General features: G+C 43.4%; 20 protein-coding genes. 4 read left to right on the top strand and 16 right to left on the bottom strand.

Features of this window, described 5'->3' with window-relative positions:
* Positions 1-228: 228 nt before the first annotated feature.
* Positions 229-1,509, top strand: a complete 1,281-nt coding sequence (locus tag H6G03_RS37420) for a hypothetical protein (protein ID WP_199315509.1) — start codon at positions 229-231, stop codon at positions 1,507-1,509.
* Between the two features lie 382 nt (positions 1,510-1,891).
* Entirely contained in the window at positions 1,892-2,464 is a 573-nt protein-coding gene (locus H6G03_RS27245) for an HPP family protein (RefSeq protein WP_190471515.1), read from the top strand.
* 11 nt (positions 2,465-2,475) lie between these two features.
* Here H6G03_RS27245 and fdhD read toward each other — a convergent pair whose 3' ends face one another.
* From fdhD to H6G03_RS27310, 13 genes are all read right to left on the bottom strand, one after another.
* Positions 2,476-3,318 (bottom strand): formate dehydrogenase accessory sulfurtransferase FdhD, encoded by an 843-nt coding sequence (gene fdhD / locus H6G03_RS27250; protein WP_190471519.1) that lies wholly within the window; start codon positions 3,316-3,318, stop codon positions 2,476-2,478.
* 85 nt (positions 3,319-3,403) lie between these two features.
* Positions 3,404-3,673 (bottom strand): type II toxin-antitoxin system ParD family antitoxin, encoded by a 270-nt coding sequence (locus tag H6G03_RS27255; RefSeq protein ID WP_190471522.1) that lies wholly within the window; start codon positions 3,671-3,673, stop codon positions 3,404-3,406.
* Positions 3,674-3,756: 83 nt separating this feature from the next.
* Positions 3,757-5,388, bottom strand: a complete 1,632-nt coding sequence (locus H6G03_RS39350) for a leucine-rich repeat domain-containing protein (RefSeq protein WP_190471524.1) — start codon at positions 5,386-5,388, stop codon at positions 3,757-3,759.
* A gap of 8 nt (positions 5,389-5,396) precedes the next feature.
* Complete coding sequence (locus tag H6G03_RS27265; RefSeq protein ID WP_190471576.1) at positions 5,397-5,900, bottom strand: DUF29 domain-containing protein; 504 nt, start codon at positions 5,898-5,900, stop codon at positions 5,397-5,399.
* 39 nt (positions 5,901-5,939) lie between these two features.
* A complete protein-coding gene (locus H6G03_RS27270) occupies positions 5,940-6,731 on the bottom strand; it encodes a DUF4058 family protein (protein WP_190471527.1) in 792 nt (263 codons plus the stop codon).
* A 191-nt stretch (positions 6,732-6,922) separates the two neighbouring features.
* The gene (locus tag H6G03_RS27275) at positions 6,923-8,245 is read right to left on the bottom strand and encodes a leucine-rich repeat domain-containing protein (protein WP_190471529.1); all 1,323 of its coding nucleotides are present in this window, start codon (positions 8,243-8,245) and stop codon (positions 6,923-6,925) included.
* 15 nt (positions 8,246-8,260) lie between these two features.
* On the bottom strand, positions 8,261-8,866 hold the full coding sequence (locus tag H6G03_RS27280; RefSeq protein WP_190471533.1) for a cytochrome b/b6 domain-containing protein: 606 nt from the start codon (positions 8,864-8,866) through the stop codon (positions 8,261-8,263).
* Between the two features lie 41 nt (positions 8,867-8,907).
* The gene (locus tag H6G03_RS27285; protein WP_190471537.1) at positions 8,908-9,132 is read right to left on the bottom strand and encodes a hypothetical protein; all 225 of its coding nucleotides are present in this window, start codon (positions 9,130-9,132) and stop codon (positions 8,908-8,910) included.
* Between the two features lie 13 nt (positions 9,133-9,145).
* The gene (locus tag H6G03_RS27290; protein ID WP_190471539.1) at positions 9,146-11,371 is read right to left on the bottom strand and encodes an FdhF/YdeP family oxidoreductase; all 2,226 of its coding nucleotides are present in this window, start codon (positions 11,369-11,371) and stop codon (positions 9,146-9,148) included.
* Positions 11,372-11,379: 8 nt separating this feature from the next.
* Positions 11,380-13,122, bottom strand: a complete 1,743-nt coding sequence (locus tag H6G03_RS27295; protein ID WP_190471542.1) for a WD40 repeat domain-containing protein — start codon at positions 13,120-13,122, stop codon at positions 11,380-11,382.
* 357 nt (positions 13,123-13,479) lie between these two features.
* Positions 13,480-14,415: a bestrophin family protein gene (locus tag H6G03_RS27300; RefSeq protein WP_190471545.1), complete on the bottom strand. Its 936-nt coding sequence runs from the start codon at positions 14,413-14,415 to the stop codon at positions 13,480-13,482.
* A 151-nt stretch (positions 14,416-14,566) separates the two neighbouring features.
* A complete protein-coding gene (locus H6G03_RS27305) occupies positions 14,567-16,240 on the bottom strand; it encodes a sodium:solute symporter family protein (RefSeq protein ID WP_190471548.1) in 1,674 nt (557 codons plus the stop codon).
* A gap of 8 nt (positions 16,241-16,248) precedes the next feature.
* The gene (locus tag H6G03_RS27310) at positions 16,249-16,503 is read right to left on the bottom strand and encodes a DUF4212 domain-containing protein (RefSeq protein ID WP_190471551.1); all 255 of its coding nucleotides are present in this window, start codon (positions 16,501-16,503) and stop codon (positions 16,249-16,251) included.
* Between the two features lie 578 nt (positions 16,504-17,081).
* Here H6G03_RS27310 and H6G03_RS27315 point away from each other — a divergent pair.
* The gene (locus H6G03_RS27315; protein WP_190471555.1) at positions 17,082-17,891 is read left to right on the top strand and encodes an SDR family NAD(P)-dependent oxidoreductase; all 810 of its coding nucleotides are present in this window, start codon (positions 17,082-17,084) and stop codon (positions 17,889-17,891) included.
* A gap of 90 nt (positions 17,892-17,981) precedes the next feature.
* Here H6G03_RS27315 and H6G03_RS27320 read toward each other — a convergent pair whose 3' ends face one another.
* Positions 17,982-18,305 (bottom strand): hypothetical protein, encoded by a 324-nt coding sequence (locus H6G03_RS27320; RefSeq protein WP_190471560.1) that lies wholly within the window; start codon positions 18,303-18,305, stop codon positions 17,982-17,984.
* A gap of 185 nt (positions 18,306-18,490) precedes the next feature.
* The gene (locus tag H6G03_RS27325) at positions 18,491-19,273 is read right to left on the bottom strand and encodes a DUF4058 family protein (RefSeq protein WP_190471561.1); all 783 of its coding nucleotides are present in this window, start codon (positions 19,271-19,273) and stop codon (positions 18,491-18,493) included.
* Positions 19,274-19,408: 135 nt separating this feature from the next.
* Here H6G03_RS27325 and H6G03_RS27330 point away from each other — a divergent pair, with 135 nt between their 5' ends.
* On the top strand, positions 19,409-19,831 hold the full coding sequence (locus H6G03_RS27330; protein WP_190471564.1) for a hypothetical protein: 423 nt from the start codon (positions 19,409-19,411) through the stop codon (positions 19,829-19,831).
* 216 nt (positions 19,832-20,047) lie between these two features.
* On the opposite strand, the gene H6G03_RS27335 is transcribed toward H6G03_RS27330, so the two are convergent.
* Complete coding sequence (locus H6G03_RS27335) at positions 20,048-20,452, bottom strand: DUF6232 family protein (protein ID WP_190471566.1); 405 nt, start codon at positions 20,450-20,452, stop codon at positions 20,048-20,050.
* Between the last annotated feature and the right edge of the window lie 45 nt (positions 20,453-20,497).

A 20,497-nucleotide genomic window follows, 5' to 3' on the forward strand; every position in this document is an offset into this window, starting at 1 on the left:
GTGTTCCCCGCTTCAGTTTATCTTTGAGAAACAGAACTTACGCAGCGAATCTCAGTTTAGGGTCAATTCATGAATTGACCCGACATTGAGATGCTTTGTGTAAGTCCTCAGAAAAAAGCATACTAGATAAAATTCTCTCTTATGAGGGAGGTTCCCGGAACTCCTGGGTTACTAATATATACTGATAGGCAAAACCGATAATAAAATTCCCGTGATTTTACTTTTGCTATGAAAACGCGCAATCGAGAAAGTGACCCACGCCCAGTAACCGCAGAACCCCAGCGTCGCGGTAGCATTTTAAACAGCTTTTTGGCTGGTGTGGCGACTGTGCTGGCGCTTTTGGCGCTGGGTGCGGGCGGCTTTTTGCTTTATCGATCGATGCAAGAGGGGCGGGTGAGTAACCCTTTTAATCCACAAACTAACACAGGCACGACTGCAATTACTCCATCCGCTGAAACGGCGGCTTCCCCATCTCCGTCTGCTAGCGTCGAAGTACCAAAAAATCCTTATGTGCAGCTTGCTTTAGAAAATAAAGCGCAAGTAGAGTTACTCTCAGTGACGCGAGTTCCGGGAAAGCCTGACGAAGTAAATGTGCAGCTGCGCGTTCATCGGCTGGCAAAGGGCTTTGTAGGCAGTGAAACTATTAATGTTGGCGCTACAAGTGCCCGCAATCCTATCACTGGTGAAACTTACCAAGCAGTCGATTCTGTGAAGCGATCGTCCGGGCCTATTTTTCTGTTTAATATGTCCAAAGAACAACCTGTTGATGGCTATGTCGCCTTAAAAGTGCCACAAGGTATCAACACAATTGATATTTTAGTCAAAAACACAGGTGCATTTAGAAATGTGCTGATTTCCGATATTAATTCAATCACTGGTGAGTCAAGATTGCCAGCACCGCAAATAACTGCCACTCCAAACGCGACTGTAACTGACAAGATCGACAATTCCTCAGTCAGTTCATCTCCTCAAACACCAGCACCGCAAATAACTATCGTTCCCAGTACAACTGCAAGCAATGGTATTAACAATTCATCAGTTAATCCATCTCCTAAAACGCCTGCACCGCAAGTCGCAGCTACAGTTCCCAGCACTGCTGCTCTTACTCTTCCAGTGACTGTAGAATTTCAATCTGGGGCGTTTCAACAATTAGCATTCGGTACAAAGGCGCAAGTAGAATTGCTTTCGGCTAAGCGAATTGCCGATCCGCAAACTGGTAATCGGGATGTGGTAAATGTGCAGATGCGAATTCGCCGTCTCGCAGATAAAGTAGCGGCAAATAATCTCATACCTGTGGGCGAAACAACTGCCCGCAATACTGTTACCAGCGAAACTTATAAAGCGGTTAATCCCCGCCAAAATGCAACTGGCACTATCTCTTTATCTGAAATTCGCCCAGGTGCGTCGGTAGATGCTTATGTCTGGTTAAAAGTGCCACCGAATGCGAACACTCTGGATATCTTTATTCCAGAGACTGGCGCAATTAAGAATGTGCCGATTTCTAATTAGAGCGTTTTTGGCAGATCGCTTGGGAGTAGTATGGGTGCGATCGGTCAAAATAGCGATTGATTGAACTCATATCTTTTTTTAGGGTGCGCTAACGCCGTTTAACGCACCCTATCTGCTTATTGTGCGTTACAGCTGTATCTAACGCACCTGATAAAATTAAATCTAAAAAAATTCTGTAGTTAAAGCTACACTTTTTCATAATTAAGGTGTATTCTAGACTAAGTACAAATTCTTAGCAGACCTAACAGACTGGATTTTGCTAAAGCTTTAAGCTTGACACCAGAACTGTGGGAGTTTTTTTGGCTCATGAGTACATCTCTGAGTCGCAGGTTTTTTATTGGCAATTTTTTGGAAAACAGTTGTCTACTTGTTCAACAAATTTATGAGAGGTTATTTACCCAGAGGAGCAATTGGCTCTAGTTACCTGCCAAAACTCGATCGCAGAAAAAATAGATCTCGGTTCAGAAATCGCAGTAGTTCAGCCTTTGGGGTAGGACTTCCTTGGCAACAGATTCTGTTTTCCTATATGGGCGGTTTTTTTGGTATTGCAGCATTGGCTTACTTATCTGTAGCCACTCATTACCCTTTAATTATGGCTCCTTTAGGTGCTACCAGCGTACTCGCTTTTGCAGTACCCGATAGTCCTTTAGCGCAACCGCGCAATATTATCGGCGGCAATTGTTTAGCTGCCTTAGTCAGCTTAGTTTGTTTGCATCTTTTGGGAACGGAACCTTGGGTAATGGCAGTTGCAGTAGGTACTGCGATTGGTTTGATGCAATTGACTGGAACTGTGCATCCGCCTGCGGGGGCTGTTGCTTTAGTTGCAATTATGACTCATGCGGAGTGGGAATTTCTGTTTACGCCTGTACTTGCGGGTTCGATCGTTTTGGTGCTTTGCAGTGTGTTTTTCAATAATCTTGTGGCAGGGAAAACTTATCCCAAACAATGGTTTTAATTGCGCGGCTGCTATATGAGGATGCGTTCGACTCCTGCATAGACGTTAAAGCGTTCGCCGCGCAAAAAGCCGATTAAAGTTATCCCGAATTCTTCTGCTAGCGCTACGGCTAAGCTGCTGGGTGCGGAAACTGCACAGACAATTGGCACTCCAGCGGCAAGGCATTTTTGCAAGATTTCAAAGCTCGATCGCCCGCTGACCGTGACAATGTTATTCTGTAATGGCAGATAGTCACCGAGTAAAGCCGTTCCTATTAGTTTGTCGAGTGCGTTGTGACGCCCGACATCTTCGCGCACAGTCAATAATTCGCCTTCGATGTTGAATAATCCGGCGGCGTGCAATCCACCTGTAGCGGCAAAGATTCCTTGGGAGGCGCGAAGTTTTTCGGGGAGGCTGTAAAGGATTTCTGGTGTTACTTTTTGTTTGGTTGTGATGGTGGAGAAATTGCGCGATCGCAATCCTTCTAAACTAGCTTTTCCGCAAACTCCACAGGCGCTTGTCGTATAAAAATGTCGCTCTAAACTTGTCAAATTCGGCAATTCGTCGGCGGCAAGTTCCACGTTGACAATATTATAGCGATTTTCGATATCTATTTGGCGATCGACACAATGAGTAATGCGACGAATATCTTCGCGTTTGTGAATAACTCCCTCGCTGTAGAGAAAACCAGTAGCTAATTCAAAATCATTACCTGGGGTTCGCATCGTGACAGCTACAGTCCGGCGAACTCCATTAGCAACCAAACGAATTTCTAACGGTTCTTCTGTGGCAAGATAATCTGAATGAGAACGGATTTTGCCCTTTTCCACTACCCAGACTTTGGCTTTGATTTTGCTGCTAGGAGTTGTCCCCATCAACCGCTTCCTTCATAATTAGAGAAAAATTTCTCTAATTCACGACGACAGTCTTGGATAGCATCATCTGAAAAGGAGTAACTATTCATGCCTGAGACTCAGATATTTGGTTAATTTTCTCCCGCAGTCTAGCAAAAACAACTTCACCATCGGTTAGTTGTCCCTTAGCGATTTGTTCAGTTCCGCTAGCGATTTTATGACGGAGTTCTTCAATCTGCTTTTCACCCAATTGGCGATGATGTTCTTCTAACAGTCGTAGTGCTTCACCTATCACCTCATCGGCAGACGAGTAATTCCCTGTCTGAAGTTGCGATTGAATAAACTTTTCCTGTTGTGTAGTGAGCGATATATTCATAACACTCAAAGGTACTGATTTGCGATCGCAGATTGCTTTATTGGAAAATAATCTGCATTTTTTATAGATTATACACCTTTATTTCAAGTTTCTACTGAAAATTGCTCTGGATCGATTCCCCAATTTACCCAGCGAATTGCCTCGCGGGCCGATCGCATTTCTGGCGGTACGCGCAAGGCGTGTATGAATCCGGTGCTGGGACAAGTCATTTTTAATAAAAAAATCGGCTCAATATCAACATCATTATCTATTTTTAATAGCGTATATTCTCGGTAAAAATCCAATTCTTCAAGTTGTAATTCTTGGCAAATCCGGGCATACCCAATTCCTTGAATTAAAACTCGTCTAATTTCTGCATTTTTCTCTGACAAAAGCCATTTTGCTTGCCACTGATGCGGGTGCAGTTGGCCGTATTTTTCCGGTAATGTGACGCCGTGATAGGAGTACAAACGGAATCCGTCAGCAAATGCGATCGCAGGAGATCCTTCTGCATGGAGGCGATCTTCTGCATCGAGGGAAAATTGGATAGGGCGATCGCACACAATACAAACTTTCTCTAACGGAAAAATCCAGCCGCAATGCTCGAAAATATCCTTTACACACTGCAACACTTTTTGAGATTTCTGTTCTAACACTAAATTTAAGGCAGAAATACAGTATTCCGTAAAGCCGATCAGTTCAACTAAGTCTTCCGGAGTAATGTAATCGCATTTATCTACTAATTCATAGGGCAAATTTTGAGTGATTTCTCGCTTGATATTTTCTCCTGGTAAAAATACGCTTTGTAACTCTAAAAATATCTTTAATTTCCGGCTTATAGGTAAGGCGATCGCTTCAGATAGCTGCTCTCTTAGTATTAGATCTTTTTCCCGTAGATAGCGCTCTATTAACAAAACCACAGCCTGGTAAGGACTCTGGCAAAAAATTAGATTTGGTTCTCCTAAACCAAACACTGCATAAACAGATTTTACCGCTGCTGTTGCTTTTTGTTTATCTATAGGTTTAAGATAAAGATTGCGCCAACGCTCCCGAAGCGAAAGCAACACATTATTTTCTGCAATTAAATTATTGCCCATCTCCAAATATTGCAAATTTGTGAGAAATTTAAGCGGACTTATATCGCTGATTTGATTGCTGTAAAAATCCAAATCAGTTAGATTGGTGAGAGATGAGAGCGGACGGATATCGCCGATTTGATTATTCGCTAAAGTCAGTTCAATTAGATTGGTGAGGGATGAGATAAAATTAATATCACTGATGCGGTTGTTGTCAAGATACAATTTAGTTATATTGCTGAAACATGAAAGCAAACTTACATCGCTGATTTGATTATTGCGAAGATTCAGTAAATTTAGATTGGTGAGAGATAAAAGCGGACTGATGTCGCTGATTTGATTGTCGCCGATATAGAGTTCTTTGAGATTGGTGAGAGAGGAAAGGGGAGTAATATCGCTGATTTGATTGTAGTGAAGATTGAGTACAGTTAAATTGGTGAAACATGAAAGCGGACTGATATCGATGATTTGATTGCCATCGAGATCCAGTTCGGTGCAGTTAGAAAGTATTTCTTCTGCTTTATTGCCATCAGATGTTCCAGCTTTTGCCAATAGCACTTCAACTGTATGCTTTGACTCTTTTGACAGGTCATTAAAGTGCAAGCACCAGTCAGCAAATGTATGAAAGTTTGAAGTATTGTTTTCGTTTTGTGCCGACATAATTTATCTCAATTTTCAACTACCCAACTTTGACCGGATTCTAAAGGTTCTCCGGGGAAAAAAGTCGCGTCCAGAACTTGTTCTATAGAGTAAAGACACTCAGCCGGAAAATCTTTGTCTGAGAGGGATGTCTCGCGTGCAGCCAAGTCGATTCCAGCTTGGTAAGCTTTTTTCAAAGCTTCCGGAAGATAAGGTTTCAAGCTGGGATTTTCATTTAATAGGTAGTGAATTTCGCGGCGTTGTTCGCGCAATGTGAAAAACCAGCTTTTAGAGCGTTTGTGTGGCTGAAATTGCCATTTGAGCAAATGACCCAGTAGAATTCCCAAACGATTTCTTAATTCCTGACGAACTTGCTTACCCAAAGATTCTATTTCCTCAACTAAATTGACGATATCTAAACCATCCCATACTCCTGCTTGCAGCATTTTCGCTTGTTCTTGCGTCCAAGCATAGAAATCGGTTTCATAGAGATTATCGGTTGTTGGTGAAGATGCGATCGCTTTTGTATCCATAATTAAATTCCACTTAATAGAGGCGAGAGTAATTCCCATTTACTCAACTGTACCGCGCAGTTTTTCGGTTCGCAACAACTCATCTACCCAAACGGCATCTTCCGGTTTTAGTTGCGGTACAGGTTGGATATCGTAATCTATTGCCATGTCAAATGATGCTTCGTCGTAAATATTGTTTAATAAGCTTTGCAACTCTACCAATGGTTCGCTTTCGCCTGACTCCAACGGTAAATGAAAATAGGGAATTGCATCCCGCAAGTTAAAAGCATACAAACTTGCTGTGGGACGACGATTAGCTCGACTAATTAATATGCGATAATCTGATTGAATCTTTTCGATTATCCGCATTGGTTTTCCGCTTCTGAGTAAGTCGATTTCTACCAAATTCTTAAAACTTGCCAAAACTTGCTGTCGTTTGCTTTCGTAAGCTTTCCTTCCTTCTTTGGAACGCTTATTTTTAGGAGAAAGGATTTCCACAACGGTAACAACTGTACCCGTTTTTCCTTCTTTAATTGCTAAATAGCTTTCTCTGACTTCTTCCGGTAGTGGTATAGTGACAGAAGTTGCTTCTGTTTGAGTAGCAAGCGCAACATTCGATCGCGTTCGATCGATACTTGAAGGCTTAGCGTATACCGCCACGTCGGGAATTCCTACCAAAACGCTTTCCTCAATGTCGCTCAAATAGGTACGTTTTTCAATTGCGACTCGATATTTAGGACGCAGATCGGGTGCTATGGCGATCGCGATCGCTACAATCAATCGATGATGAACTTCCGACCACAATTCGGAATTTTCTAAATAGGGGTTCATCCCTGGAAATGGTGAAGGCATTTTGTTACCTCAAACTATAGCTAGGGCGTCGGGGTTAGGGGCTAGAGGCTAGGGGAAGAAGGGACTAGAAATCTTGGGAAAAGGTGCAACTGGTGAACGTCTTAACTGACGAGAGCGGTTGCTATATTAGCTCTATTTAATCTTAGCGTTTATAAATAAATGTGCGCTGAATAAATAGACATGGCAACATCTCAGCTTTCCACAGTAAACTCTGACGGGTCGATTCCCCAATTCACCCAGCGAATTGCTTCACGCGCTGATGTCATATTGGGTGGAACGCGCAAGGCGTGAATAAAACCAGTGCTGGGACAAGTCATTTTTAGTAGATAAATTGGCTCGACATCTACATCGCTATCTATTTTTAATAAACTGTATTCCCGCCAAGAATCTAATTCGGTTGCTTGCAATTCCTGGCAAATTCGAGCGTAGCCAATAGTTTGGACTAGCAATCGGCGAATTTCGGCATTTTCTTCTGATAAAAGCCATTGTGCTTGCCACTCGTGCTGAGGCAAAAAGTATTTTTTGAATAAGTTAAGACCGTAGACAAAGGCATAGTGTAGTTGAATAAGCGATCGCAATGGACTCAGATCTGTGATTTGATTGTTATCGAGATAGAGTTCGGTCAAATTGGTGAGAGTAGAAAGTCCACTAATGTCTCTGATTTGATTGTTATCGAGATAGAGAATGGTCAAATTGGTGAGAGTAGAAAGTCCACTGATGTCTGTGATTTGATTGTTAGTGAGATCGAGTTCGGTCAAATTGGTGAGAGTAGAAAGTCCACTGATGTCTGTGATTTTATTGTTATAGAGATTGAGGTCGGTCAAATTGGTGAGGGTAGAAAGTCCACTGATGTCTGTGATTTTATTGTTATAGAGATTGAGGTCGGTCAAATTGGTGAGGGTAGAAAGTCCACTGATGTCTGTTATTTGATTGTCAGCGAGATCGAGGTAGATCAAATTAGTGAGGGGAGAAAGTCCACTGATATCCGTTATTTCATTGTTACCGAGAATGAGTTTGATCAAATTGGTGAGGGTCGAAAGTCCACCGATGTCTGTTATTTGATTGTCCCTGAGATTGAGGTAGGTCAAATTGGTGAGGGTCGAAAGTCCACTGATGTCTGTTATTTGATTGTAATTGAGATTGAGGTAGGTCAAATTGGTGAAAGGAGAAAGTCCACTGATGTCTGTTATTTGATTGTACCTGAGATTGAAGTAGGTCAAATTGGTGAGGGTCGAAAGTCCACTGATGTCTGTTATTTGATTGTCTTCGAGATAGAGGTAGGTCAAATTGGCGAGAGGAGAAAGTCCACTGATGTCTGTTATTTGATTGCTGGATAGATCCAATTCAGTGCGGTTTGAAAGTATCCGATCGGCTTCTTCACAATCAGAAGTTCCCGCAATCTCTAACAGCAAATCGATCGTATGCTTCGCCTCTTTTGAAAGGCTGTCTTTGTGCAAACACCAATCGGCAAAGCAGGTGAAGGTTTTTGTTATTTCTGGTTCTAGTGAGGACATCAGGAGATTTTTCAATTATAAGTGAGGACGACGTAACCAAGCTTTAACTTTTTCCGGCCAATGTGATGGACTATCTTCTGGACGAATTTTAAGATCGAACATGGAAAGAATCAGCGGTGCGCCACCCACTTTCACGCTCATCAATACATGAATAGCTATAGCTGCAACTACCACACACCAAGCTATCAGGTGAACGTAGTACCAAACATGACTCATTTCTCCTTTCGGTAACCAATTTTCATCCTGAAATTTACCCGAAACTAAAGCAAATATGCCTGCAACTAACATCATGGTATTGGCAAGGCGTTGCAAGCTGTACCACCAGATTGGTTTGCCTACTTTCGTTAAGTTTTTCAATGAATCTGGTTGTACTAAGCGTTGCGAACCCGCACGGATACTGTAAATAGCAAACAGAATCAGAATTGGCAGAAAGAAAAACCCAAATGTACCGTGAATATCGATTAATTCTCGGTTTTTGAGAGTTATTCCCAGGCGACCGAAGCGACCGTCCCAACTATCGTAGACTAAAAATCCGGTAATTGCTGCACCGATAACAATGAAAGAAGTGATGTTGTGCAGTAAACGGAAAAGTAGGGGTTGATATGGTTTAGATTGTGGCATTGGTATGTTCTGATGTAAGTTTTTTTAAATTGTATATTGACTCACTCTAACTCTTTCTCCACATCATCCCATTTCAACCAACCCGCTGCGGTGCGATCGCCACCCGCTGTTTTTAGTTCCGCAAATGCTTTCTCGGCAATTTGCACATCTTCTAAAGTTTCTAGCCATTCTATCAATGCTTCCCAATCTTCAGCATTCAAAACTGCCAGACGCTTTCCTTTTACGGTGACAAATTGGACAGATTGTAACAATTCAAGTCCTGTCATTTTCCGATCTCCACTACAATTTTTCTAGAGTTACCAAAGCATTGTAATCTGGAATACCAGAAGCAGGCGATCGCTTCTTTTTATCTAACAACACATTACCTTCCGGCCAATGTATTTGCAAATTACCCGGTTTCACAGTAGCGATGTAAACTTTTCCGCGCAATTCACCTAAATCGTTCTTTAAAACAACTGCATCGCCATCTTTTAAACCCAATTTTTCTGCATCTTCTCCACTCATCAACACCGCATCTCGCACTGCACCAGTAATCGCATCTTTTCTTTCTTGCACCATACTGTTAAATTGCTTCCCGCGTCGAGTTGTCACTAAAAAACAACCATCTGGCAATTCTCTTTCCGGCAAAGATAAAGGTGCAAAATGAGCTTTCCCATCCCGTGTCGGAAAATGCCAACCAAAGCAGAGATGGGAACCGCCATACTGAAATTGATCTCCCGCTTCTTGCAAATGTTGGATACCCGCATATTGAGGAATAACCAAAGCAATTTCTTCTCGAATCGCAGATGTGCCATCAAAATATATCTTATCTGCAATTTCCGGACGAATTCGCCTTGCCAATTCCATAAAAACTTGCCATTCCGGACGCGCTTCGCCAATGCGATGACCGGGTATTTCCGGACTGAAAATCACCCGCCGTTCGGTAGTGGTTTCTGTTACTCCGCCAGTCACTTCGTAGCGAGTAGTTGCAGGTAACAAAACGACCGTATCCGCAGGTTCGAGTAACATTTGAGAAGAGAGAACAATATCCATATGTACGCGCAGAGGAACACGCTGCAAAGCTGCTTCCACATATTCCGGATCTGGTAAAACTTCTAGAAAATTGCCTCCCACCGAAAACAACACATCTAAGTTATTTTCATAAGCAGCATCGATCGTTTCCGGTGCAGTCATTCCCTTGGATGTCGGTACTTCAAAACCCCAAATTTTACTCAACTCGGCGGCATTTTCAGGAGTGATGGGTTTACCCCCTGGCAAAACAGTTGAGTAGCATCCCATTTCCGCGCCACCCTGCACGCCGGAGTGACCCCGAATTGGCATTAAACCGCATCCTTCTCGACCGACGAAACCTTTAGTTAAAGCTAAATTAATGATGGCACGCACGTTATCTTCGCCGCACTCGTGTTGAGTAATTCCCATACTCCAAACAAATACAGCTTTGTGTGCTTCTCCTACCATTTTAGCGAAGGCGTACATTTCATCGCGGGTAGCGCCGGAAAGTCGCTCTAATTCTGACCAAGATTGCGGATCGAGAGTTGCTTTTAATTCGTCGAAGTTTGTGGTATAATCTTTAATAAATTTTTCGTCAATCCAGTTATTTTCGATTAAGTGTTTCAGCGTGCCATTGAGAAAGGCAATATCCCCGCCCACATTCACCAAAAAGAAATCCTCGGCAAATTTAGTTCCGAATAAAGCACTTTCCACAATCGAAGGAACCCAGTACCTTTCCATTCCCGGTTCCCGATAATTGTTGATGACAACTATTTTAGTACCTGCTTTCTTTGCCCAGTGAAGATATTTAACGGTGACGGGCTGATTGTTGGCCACATTTGAGCCAATGAAGACTAACAAATCCGTACCGATCCAATCTTTATAAGAGCAAGTTGTCGCGGCTACACCGAGCGATGTTTTCAGTGCAGATGTGCTGGGAGAGTGGCATACGCGGGCAGCGTTGTCAATATTATTTGTGCCGATCGCTCTCACGGCTTTCTGTGTTGCGTAATAAGTTTCGTTGACAGTTCCGCGACTGGTGATGTAGAAACCGAGTTTGTCGGGTGTAGTGGCACAAATGCGCGAACTGATAATTGCGATCGCCTCATCCCAACTTACCCGTTGAAAACCCTTTTCTCGCCGTTTCCGCACCATCGGATAAGGCAAGCGTCCCAAATCGCGCAACTCTGCACTGCGCTTATCTTTTAAATTAGAAACATCTTCTAAAATTGCCGGATCGAAAGCTGACATCGTGTTCATCCGCAACAAGCGCAAACGCACATTGCAAACGTGGATACCATCTGTTGTCCAATCTTTCATCCCGGTGGTGCCTAAAGCGCAACCATCGCACACACCTTTGTTGAGGACTTCCCAAGCATAAGGCAGATTGTCTAGACTCATCCAAATTGCTCGAAAAACTTCCCAATAATTGTTGGGATATTGTTCGCCAATGCCGAATGGTTTCCAACTTGCCCAATGTGCGGGAGTCCATGTTTTTGTCGGTTTTTTTAACATTTTTCTATTTAACCTCGCTGCCAAATTTTGATCGTTTTATCCTGACTCGCGCTAATCAAACTTTGCCCATCGGGAGTGAAAATAACGGCATTAACTTGTTCGGTATGTCCGGTAAAAGTGCCTAAAAGTTCTCCCGTTTCCAAATGCCAAATTCTCACAGTTTTATCTTCACTGCCACTAGCGATCGTACTACCATCGGCACAAAGCGCCACGGAAAACACAGCGGCGGTATGTCCCTTAAGCGTGCGAATCATTGCCGCCGTCTCTATATTCCATAGTTTAATGGTGCGATCGCGACTGCCGCTGATCAAGATTTTCCCCATTCCATTAGCAGAAACTGAAGTAAAAAGCACAGCACTAACAATGTGTGAATGTGCCGTAATTGTGTGCAGCAATTTAGCTTTCGGGGAACCGAACACATTTTCCTCATCCAAATGCCATATTTTAATTTTGCGGTAACTGCCACTAGCTAGCAATTGACCGTTGGGACTAAAAGCGAGAGAATGAGGAACGCTATCGCCCCAAGAAAGCGAGTTAAACGCCTCCCGCTTGCGGCGATTCCACAAGTTTATTTTGCGATCGTCCCCACCGCTGGCAAAAGTTTGGCCGCTGGGACTGAAGGCGACGCACCGCACCGCACCTTTATGGTCTTCCAAAATATCGATCAAGTCTTTAGCACCGATGTGCCAAATTTTAATTGTTGAGTCTACACCGCCACCGATCAAAGTTTGTCCATCCTGACTGAAAGCCAGAGAATTCACTTCATCAATTTGCCAAGAATCCATCCAGGGATATTCTGAAAGGACGCAAATCTCCTTACCCGTAGTCATATCCCAAAGCCTGATTTCCCCGCGACTGCCACTAGCCAAAATTTGCCCAGATGGATTGATGGCAAGCGAATAAATTGGGTCTGGATGACCGATGAGGGTATGCAAGCATCTCCAACCGCCCACAACTGTAATGAGAGGATTACGATCGGGCATCTGTTGAATTGTTTCAGGGACTAGCAACCGATCTTCTGGGGGAGTGTTGGCGGGATTTAACGATTCCAAATAACATCGCAAACCGCCAGCATAGAGCAAATCGCCTGGTTTCAGGTAAGTTTTGGGGCCGCTGAATTTAATCTGGTCTGCGGGCAAAAAACCAGCCAATAATGTTTCGATTTGCCTACCTCGCGAGTGATAGGTAGCTATAAAAAACGAACAAATAAAGATGAAAAGTTTATGAGTCTTGATGTCTGATTGAGTTACTAACCACCGGACTTTATCTTTTTTGAGGCTGGTAAAACTTTCGTTATCGCAAATGTGAACTTGAATGCTTACTGTGGGATAGTCTGCCAGGGTATAAGTAAATCTACTTTCATTACGTAGGCTTCCCTCATCATTCAGTTCTATGTTTGAGAGAGGGTCAATTTTAACTTTTTTGATTAGTTTGTCCAGACGCGCCGACATAATTGCATCGACCAGCCGCTCTCGGATCAGGTATTGGTATGCGTCGTGCTGGAATTGTGCTTGGAAATCTATCCAGTTATTGTACTCTGGGGGAGGCGGTGGCGGATTTTTGGCGATTCGGTCAGCTTCTCGCTGGCTTGTTTCCAGTATTGTTTGTAACTCGTCGCCACAGATTACCATCATTTCGCTGTGGCAACCTCGGATTTCGGAATTCAGCATACTCGGCTCTAGCGCTTTTTGCTTGCTCAGCCGTTTAACGAAGTCAGCTTGTTGATATCTCAGCGGTGTTGTCCAATCCATCGGCAAGAGGAGATTTTATTATCTGAGGGTAGGATTTTGTTCTGTAAGCGTTTTTAATGCAAGTGCCGATCGCCAACGACTTGTCGAATTCAGCTTTTATTGCTACGTTGGCCAATAATATCCTTGAGAGGATTATCGGGGTGCTTTCATCATCGACCCTAGCACGAAGTAATACAGACGATCCGTTTGAGTCGATCGTTTTTTCCCGAAAGCTGAGGCAAAACTAATCATTTATTCTGAGGGTCTGCCGCACAAGGCTTGTAAGTTGGCTGGGAAAATGCTTAGAGCCTGTTTGTAAAGAAAAGTTAAGCCCCGATCGACCCAGTTTCTACGTTGAAATTTGTTGACAAACAGCCTCTAAGAGAGAGCTTTGCCAGAGCCATCCTCCACGTTTGCAGTTTTCCAATCTCTTACGTAGGGAGTCAGGGTAATTAAATCCTCAACATTACGCTGTATATTAACGCAAATTGCATCTAGGGGTAGGTCATTGGGATCGTTGCCAAAGGGATTTTCAATTTCAACTCCCATTTCCTCAATGCCAAACAAAGCGAAACTAATCAAAACTACGATTATTCCGGTAAAAAAACCGAAATCCCTGACCAAAGAAAATGGCAAGAAGATACAATAAAGTAATAATAATTGTTTGAGGTGAATCGCATAGGCCAGCGGCATCGGTGTTCTGAGAATCCGCTCGCATCCACCCAAACAATCTACCAAAATGTTCAGCAACTCCTTCATCGCATTCAATTGATATATGTGCAGGCAGTTTTTTTCATATTGTTCCTGTAGGTAATCCTCAATCCAGAAAGCAATTTCTAAAGGAGGATTGTTCATAGTCTTGAGCTTTTGATACCTAGATTGGGAGATTAATCCTTCTAAATCGTTGTCGATCGGCTCTGACCTTAACAGCAACTTAGTCGCCACTGCAAAAGCAACCAGTAACTTTAGTGCGGAGATTTTGGCATTTTTATCTTTTGGTTCGCGTTCTTCAACGGATACCCAAATTTGACGAGATAAGTTACGCACGCTATTGTTTATATTTCCCCAAAGTTTGCGGCCTTCCCAAAATCTATCGTAAGCTGTATTTGTGCGAAAAACCAATAATAAACCTAAGACAATACTGGGAATTACACTACTTAATGTCGGTAAATCTACAGGCAGTCTAAAATGATAAAGTATAGATACGAAAATGCCAAAAACCCCACATCCGATGACGCGAGGCAATACGATCGGAACTACCGAACCTTGAAGGCGTAAAACAGCTTTTAACCAAGACTGCCTTTTCCTATTCATATTACCTACCCTGAAAAACGTTTCTTGAGTTTTTAGTATGCCGATCTTTGGGAGTGGGGGAGTCAAAAGTCAAAAGTCAAAAGTCAAAAGTTCTCCTCTTCCCCTAACCCCTAACCCCTAACCCCTAGCCCCTAGCCCCTAACCCCTAGTATCAATGAATGGCTTCAGGTGGTGTTTCTCCACCAGGCGTGCGAAGCATCTCCACCATTTCTTGAATTTCCAACGGCGGTGGTGCAGTCAGACGAGAAACAACGAAAGTGACAACAAAATTGATCGCCATTCCCAAAGTGCCAATTCCCTCCGGGGAGACACCGAAAAACCAAGGTGGCATTCCATAGAATTTGACTCCCACGATGTAGAAGAGGGTGAAAATTAAACCTACCAACATCCCGGCGATCGCACCTTCTCGATTTGTGCGTTTGTCAAATATTCCCAAAATAATTACCGGGAAAAAGCTTGCTGCTGCCAAACCAAACGCAAAAGCCACTACTTGAGCGACAAAACCTGGGGGATTGACGCCGAAGTACCCCGCAATGGCGATCGCAAATCCGATCATAATCCGACCGGCCATCACCCGTTTCGCTTCCGAAGCATTCGGATCGATGATGCGATAGTAAATATCGTGTGCGATCGAACTGGAAATTACCAACAGCAACCCGGATGCCGTGGACAAAGCGGCTGCCAGTCCTCCCGTCGCCACCAAAGCAATCACCCAAGGAGCGAGTTTTGCGACTTCTGGTGTAGAAAGCACGATGATATCGCGATCGATAGTAATTTCGCTTGTCGCTTTATCAGGTGTTAGCTGAATGCGCCCATCGCCATTTTTATCCTCAAACGTCAACAGCTTTGTTTTTTCCCATTTATTCGCCCAATCAAGCTGTTGAATTTCCTCCACAGTTTTGTTGTGCAAGCTGTCGATCAAATTATAGCGGGCAAAGCTGGATAAAGCGGGAGCCGTAGTATAAAGTATGGCGATAAACAGCAACGCCCAACCAGCGGAGAAACGCGCCGAACGCACGTCAGGAACAGTGTAAAAGCGCACAATAATATGAGGTAATCCGGCAGTTCCCACCATCAGCGCGATCGTGCTAAACAAAACATCCAGCTGCGATTGGTTGGCAAAGGGTTTGGTGTACTCCTGAAAACCGAGATCGACTTGGATTTGGTTGAGTTTAGCAACGATATCGCTAAAAGTGAAGGCCAACTGGGGGATGGGGTTGCCGGTCAGCAATACTGAAATAGCGATCGCTGGAATCAGATAAGCGACAATCAACACGCCGTACTGCGCCACCTGCGTCCAAGTGATGCCTTTCATTCCTCCCAAGACTGCGAAAAAGGCGACAACAATCATCCCGATAATCACGCCGGTGTTGATGTCCACTTGCAAGAAGCGGCTGAACACAATTCCCACACCGCGCATCTGTCCGGCGACGTAGGTCATGGAGATGAAGATAGCGGCGACGACTGCAACTAAACGCGCAATGTTGGAATAATAGCGATCGCCTACAAAATCAGGCACTGTATATTTGCCGAATTTCCGCAAGTATGGTGCTAGAAGTAAGGCTAGCAGCACATAGCCGCCAGTCCAACCCATCAGGTAAACCGATCCGTCATAACCCAGAAACGAGATTAACCCCGCCATCGAGATAAAGGAAGCTGCCGACATCCAATCGGCGGCGGTAGCTGCACCGTTGGCGATCGACGGTACTCCCCTTCCCGCTACGAAAAAGTCTGCACTGCCTTTAGCGCGAGTGTGCCAACCGATATACAGGTAAGCGATGAAGGAGAGGCTAACTAAAAAAATCGTCCAAAGTTCAACAGACATGATTCTTCTCACTCATCGATATCGTGTTTGCGGTCTAGTTTGTCCATCTGCACAGCGTAGATGAAAATCAGCGCCACGAAGACGAAAATCGATCCCTGTTGGGCCATCCAAAAGCCGAGCGGAACGCCACCGAGACGCACGGCGTTTAACGGCTCAACTAGCAGGATACTAAAGACGATTGACACTAACGCCCAAACAATCAGCAGATTTCGGATTAAAGCTGTGTTTGCACGCCAATAAGCTTGATGTTTGTCTTGCTCCATACTTTTTTCTGGCTTTGCAAAATATTATTAACTGCGATCGAGGATACATGGCGTTTGTCGGTCTTTCATATTTGTAAATAAATGTTACACAAATTTAATGAAAAAATGTTGCAGCTTATTGATTTAGTTGTTAACGTGTGCATATAAACCGCTTTTGGTAAAGGCTCGTATCTAGGAGACGTACCATCCATGCTCTGCATCAATGTTGACTGTGCGCGGATTTTCTGATGGCAAAATTGCCGGCAAGATAGTCATAAGTCATTAGTTAGTAGAGGCGATGAACTAATGACTTTTCGACTGGACTGCCTTAAAAAATACTCGATTTAGTGACTGACTTGGCTCAGAGGCGTAGTACCAGTTAAGCTCAAATTATCCTGGATTTTCCGTAACAGACATTTTTCAGTTGTATCTACCTAAAAATGTGAATTCCCTGCACTATCTCTGAGAAATGTCTTCAACTTCAAGAAACTATCACAATTCACTGTTCGTCTAATTATCTGCCGAGGATATTGCTACAAAATTTTAAATCTCGGTGGCTGACAGTGATGCGATCCCTCAACGAAAGGAGGTTTTTTTTAATGAACGTACAAGGAAAAACGGCTCTAGTTACTGGGGCTTCCCGTGGAATTGGAAGAGCGATCGCGATCGAATTAGCCAAACAAGGAGTGAAACGCTTGTTATTGGTAGCACGCGATTCCCAAAAGTTAGCAGAAGTTGCCGCAGAAATTGAAAAGTTGGGAGTAAAAACCGTAACGTTAGCGTTAGATTTATCGCAAATGGTAGAGGTGAATATTGCGATCGCCCAAGCGTGGCGAGATTACGGCCCTATTCATCTTTTAGTCAACTGTGCGGGAGTTGCACACCAATCGCCTTTCTTGAAATCTCCATTGCCGAACGTGCAGCAAGAAATCGCGATTAACTTAATGGGAATGTACACCATGACTCGTCTCGTAGCGAGAAGGATGGCTGCACAACAAGAAGGTACAATTGTTAACGTTTCCAGCTTAATGGGTAAAATTGCCGCACCCACAATGGCTACCTATTCTGCTACTAAATTTGCCATTGTCGGATTCACCCAAGCTTTGCGCGGCGAACTCGCTCAACACAATATCAAAGTGATAGCTTTGCTACCATCTTTAACAGATACCGATATGGTGCGAGATCTGCAATGGTTTAGATGGGTAGTGCCTATGACTACCCAAAAAGTAGCGAAAGCACTTATCGACGGATTGCATAAGGAATCCCCGGAAATTCTGGTGGGATGGCAAAGTTATTTAGCCGTGTGGTGCCAACGTTTTGCACCTTGGTTATTGGAGAGCGTTTTAGTGATGGCTGCGCCACTATCTAAGGATAGACAGAAACGCTATCGACGATTGAAACAAGCTTAAGGAATATTGGATGGGCGATCGCTTTTTCTTGAGAAAGGCGATCGCTTCTTATTCCTGAAGTTAGATGACACGATCGTCGATGACAATTATTTAATTTCTTGATGCCAAATGTCTGGTTTTTAACCACATTTCCAAGTCATCATTGCCAGCAACTGTTTCTAAGGTCTTTAGGCGTTCCTCTATTTCTTCCAGCCGATATTCTGGTATGGAGTTGGAGGATTTTTTATGCGATAGCCATACGCAAGCTGTACCTGTTGCTGCACTTGCACCTAATGCGATCGGTATGGCAATATTATTTCTAGTCGGTGAAAAAATCATGCAAAGCGCCAGCATTCCGGTAGCAAAAGACCAAATTCTCGTTGTCGCAGCAAGTCGGCTATCTGTAGATGGCTCAAAATCTTTTTCTGAAAACATAAATTTTTTTCGCTCATCAACCCTTTACTTCATACATTGCCACACACCGATCGGTTCGCGCTTCCTACTAATGGGTTGAGTCTATTGGGCTAAGTATTTATACCTATTGCTTTGGGAGGAGAGGTGAGAGAGGGTGCGATCGCACTTAAAAAATAATTAAGTTCTATCGGAAAACATCGAAATCATTATCGCAGTCCTTGCTCTCGCAACAGCGCATCTGCCCAAATTGCATCTGATTCCGATAGTGGCGGTACTGGTTCCCTTCTATAATCTATTCGCATATTGTAACCCGCTACATCATACACAGTATTTAATAATGCTTGCAGATCGACTACTGGCTCAGCATCTCCTGACTGTAAAGGGATAGGAAACTTAGGAATTTCATTTTGTAAATTAAACGCATATAAATCGGCTAAAGGACGCTTAGCACTCCGACAAACTAAAATCCGATACTGACTCTGAATCCCATTACTGAAAAATGGCATTGCTTGACCGCTTCGCAATAAATCAATTTCTACTAAATTTGTCAAACTTCCGAATACTTTTTGCCGTTTAGCTTCGTATGCTTTCCGTCCTTCCCCAGAACGTTTGTTGACAGGTGAGAGAATTTCTATCGCCGTTACTACTTCTTTTGTCTCCACTTCTCGAATCTCTAAATATCCCTGTTTGCGAATTTCAGGTACGGGAATTGTTACTGTCACAGGTTGTGCTGGGGGTGCAGCGACAGCGACATTTGTTGTGGCGGGGTTTGTTTCAGTCAGAGGACTTTGTACTACCACATCGGGAATTCCCACCAGCAAATCTTCCCCTCCAGTTTCATACATTCGCACTTCAACGGCGACTATGTACTTAGGACGGAGTTGAGGAGCCAAGAACCTCAAAAGCTCGCTTATCAGTAAGTGATGTACTCCTGGCCAAAAGTCAGGATTTTCTAAATAGGGATTCATTCCCGGAAAGGTCGAAGGCATAAAAGTACCTCTAAGACGATCGCATATATCCCATTGTTAGCTTGTTTGTCATATTATAAGCATACACCGATCGAAGTCTGTCCTAACTAAAAGCCCTAAAATGATAAACTGAAATGCGTAGCATAAAAGTGAAATATGGCACAATACGATCGCTTAATCCTAATGGCAGAGGATGAACTGACACAGTACAGCACCGATGCTCGCAAAATTGAAAAACTCCGTCAAAAAATTGGCTTATCAGTGACTGCGGCGGAACAACGACAGGTGAAAGAAGCTTTGCTTGCGGAAATACCAACAGATTTTTTGAGCCAGTTGGTAGAAAAACAACGTCAGACAGTTGCATTGCCGTTTTGGGGTATTGCTGGATTGGGATTGCTACTGGGTATTTCTTTATCGCAGCCAGTTGACTTTATCGCTACAATTGCAGGTACTGGTATTGCGATCGCACTGCAAAAATGGGGTTGGAAATTACAAGCTAAACGTTTGGTATTGCAAACTCTTGAAGACATCGAACAACGCAGCCGCAACCCCGTTAGTAAAGATGCGGCTACTCAATAGATATCTCCAAAAATTATTGTGGGGTAGGCATCCTGCCTGCCGAGATTCTTTTGGAGGAGATGTCTATTAAGGCTGTTTCGGGTTGATGGTGAAAATGGTTTTTCTATTACAGATTTGGTGAGATGGTGGGTGACGGCACGGTCAATTAATTATTAGTTTTAATGCTGAAATTATGGCCGTTGCCTAACTCACGCTACAGTTAAATAATATTTTAAATTATGTTCCATAAGCTAACATATCTATTGCCGTTTCTATAGCGAAATGAATATCATTTAATTCGTTGTTATTGCCAGTAGTTATGTTAATTTCATCTCCTTTATTTGTAGTGACGATGAGAGTGTAGGTACTTTTCAATTGGTTCAATTGGTAAATAGCAAACGCAATAATAATAACGCCTATTGCTATCCCTAATAAGCTCCTAGACAAGAAAGAAACTATTGCTACCATAACACCAACAGTTAGTATGCGATCGAGCGGTTCCGTATCCGGTTTTTGCTCAACCCGTTTTAGGCTATAAATATCGCGAATATGATATTGGATATTTTTATACTTGAGCAAACTCCTAGTAACAGAAATATCCCCTTTTTGATAAATAATTTTTTCTGGGTGTGCAGATGACATTTATAGCTAGGGCGTCGGAAAGAGGGAGCGGGGGAGTGGGGGAGT

The organism is Aerosakkonema funiforme FACHB-1375 (assembly GCF_014696265.1).
GTDB lineage: Bacteria > Cyanobacteriota > Cyanobacteriia > Cyanobacteriales > Aerosakkonemataceae > Aerosakkonema > Aerosakkonema funiforme_A.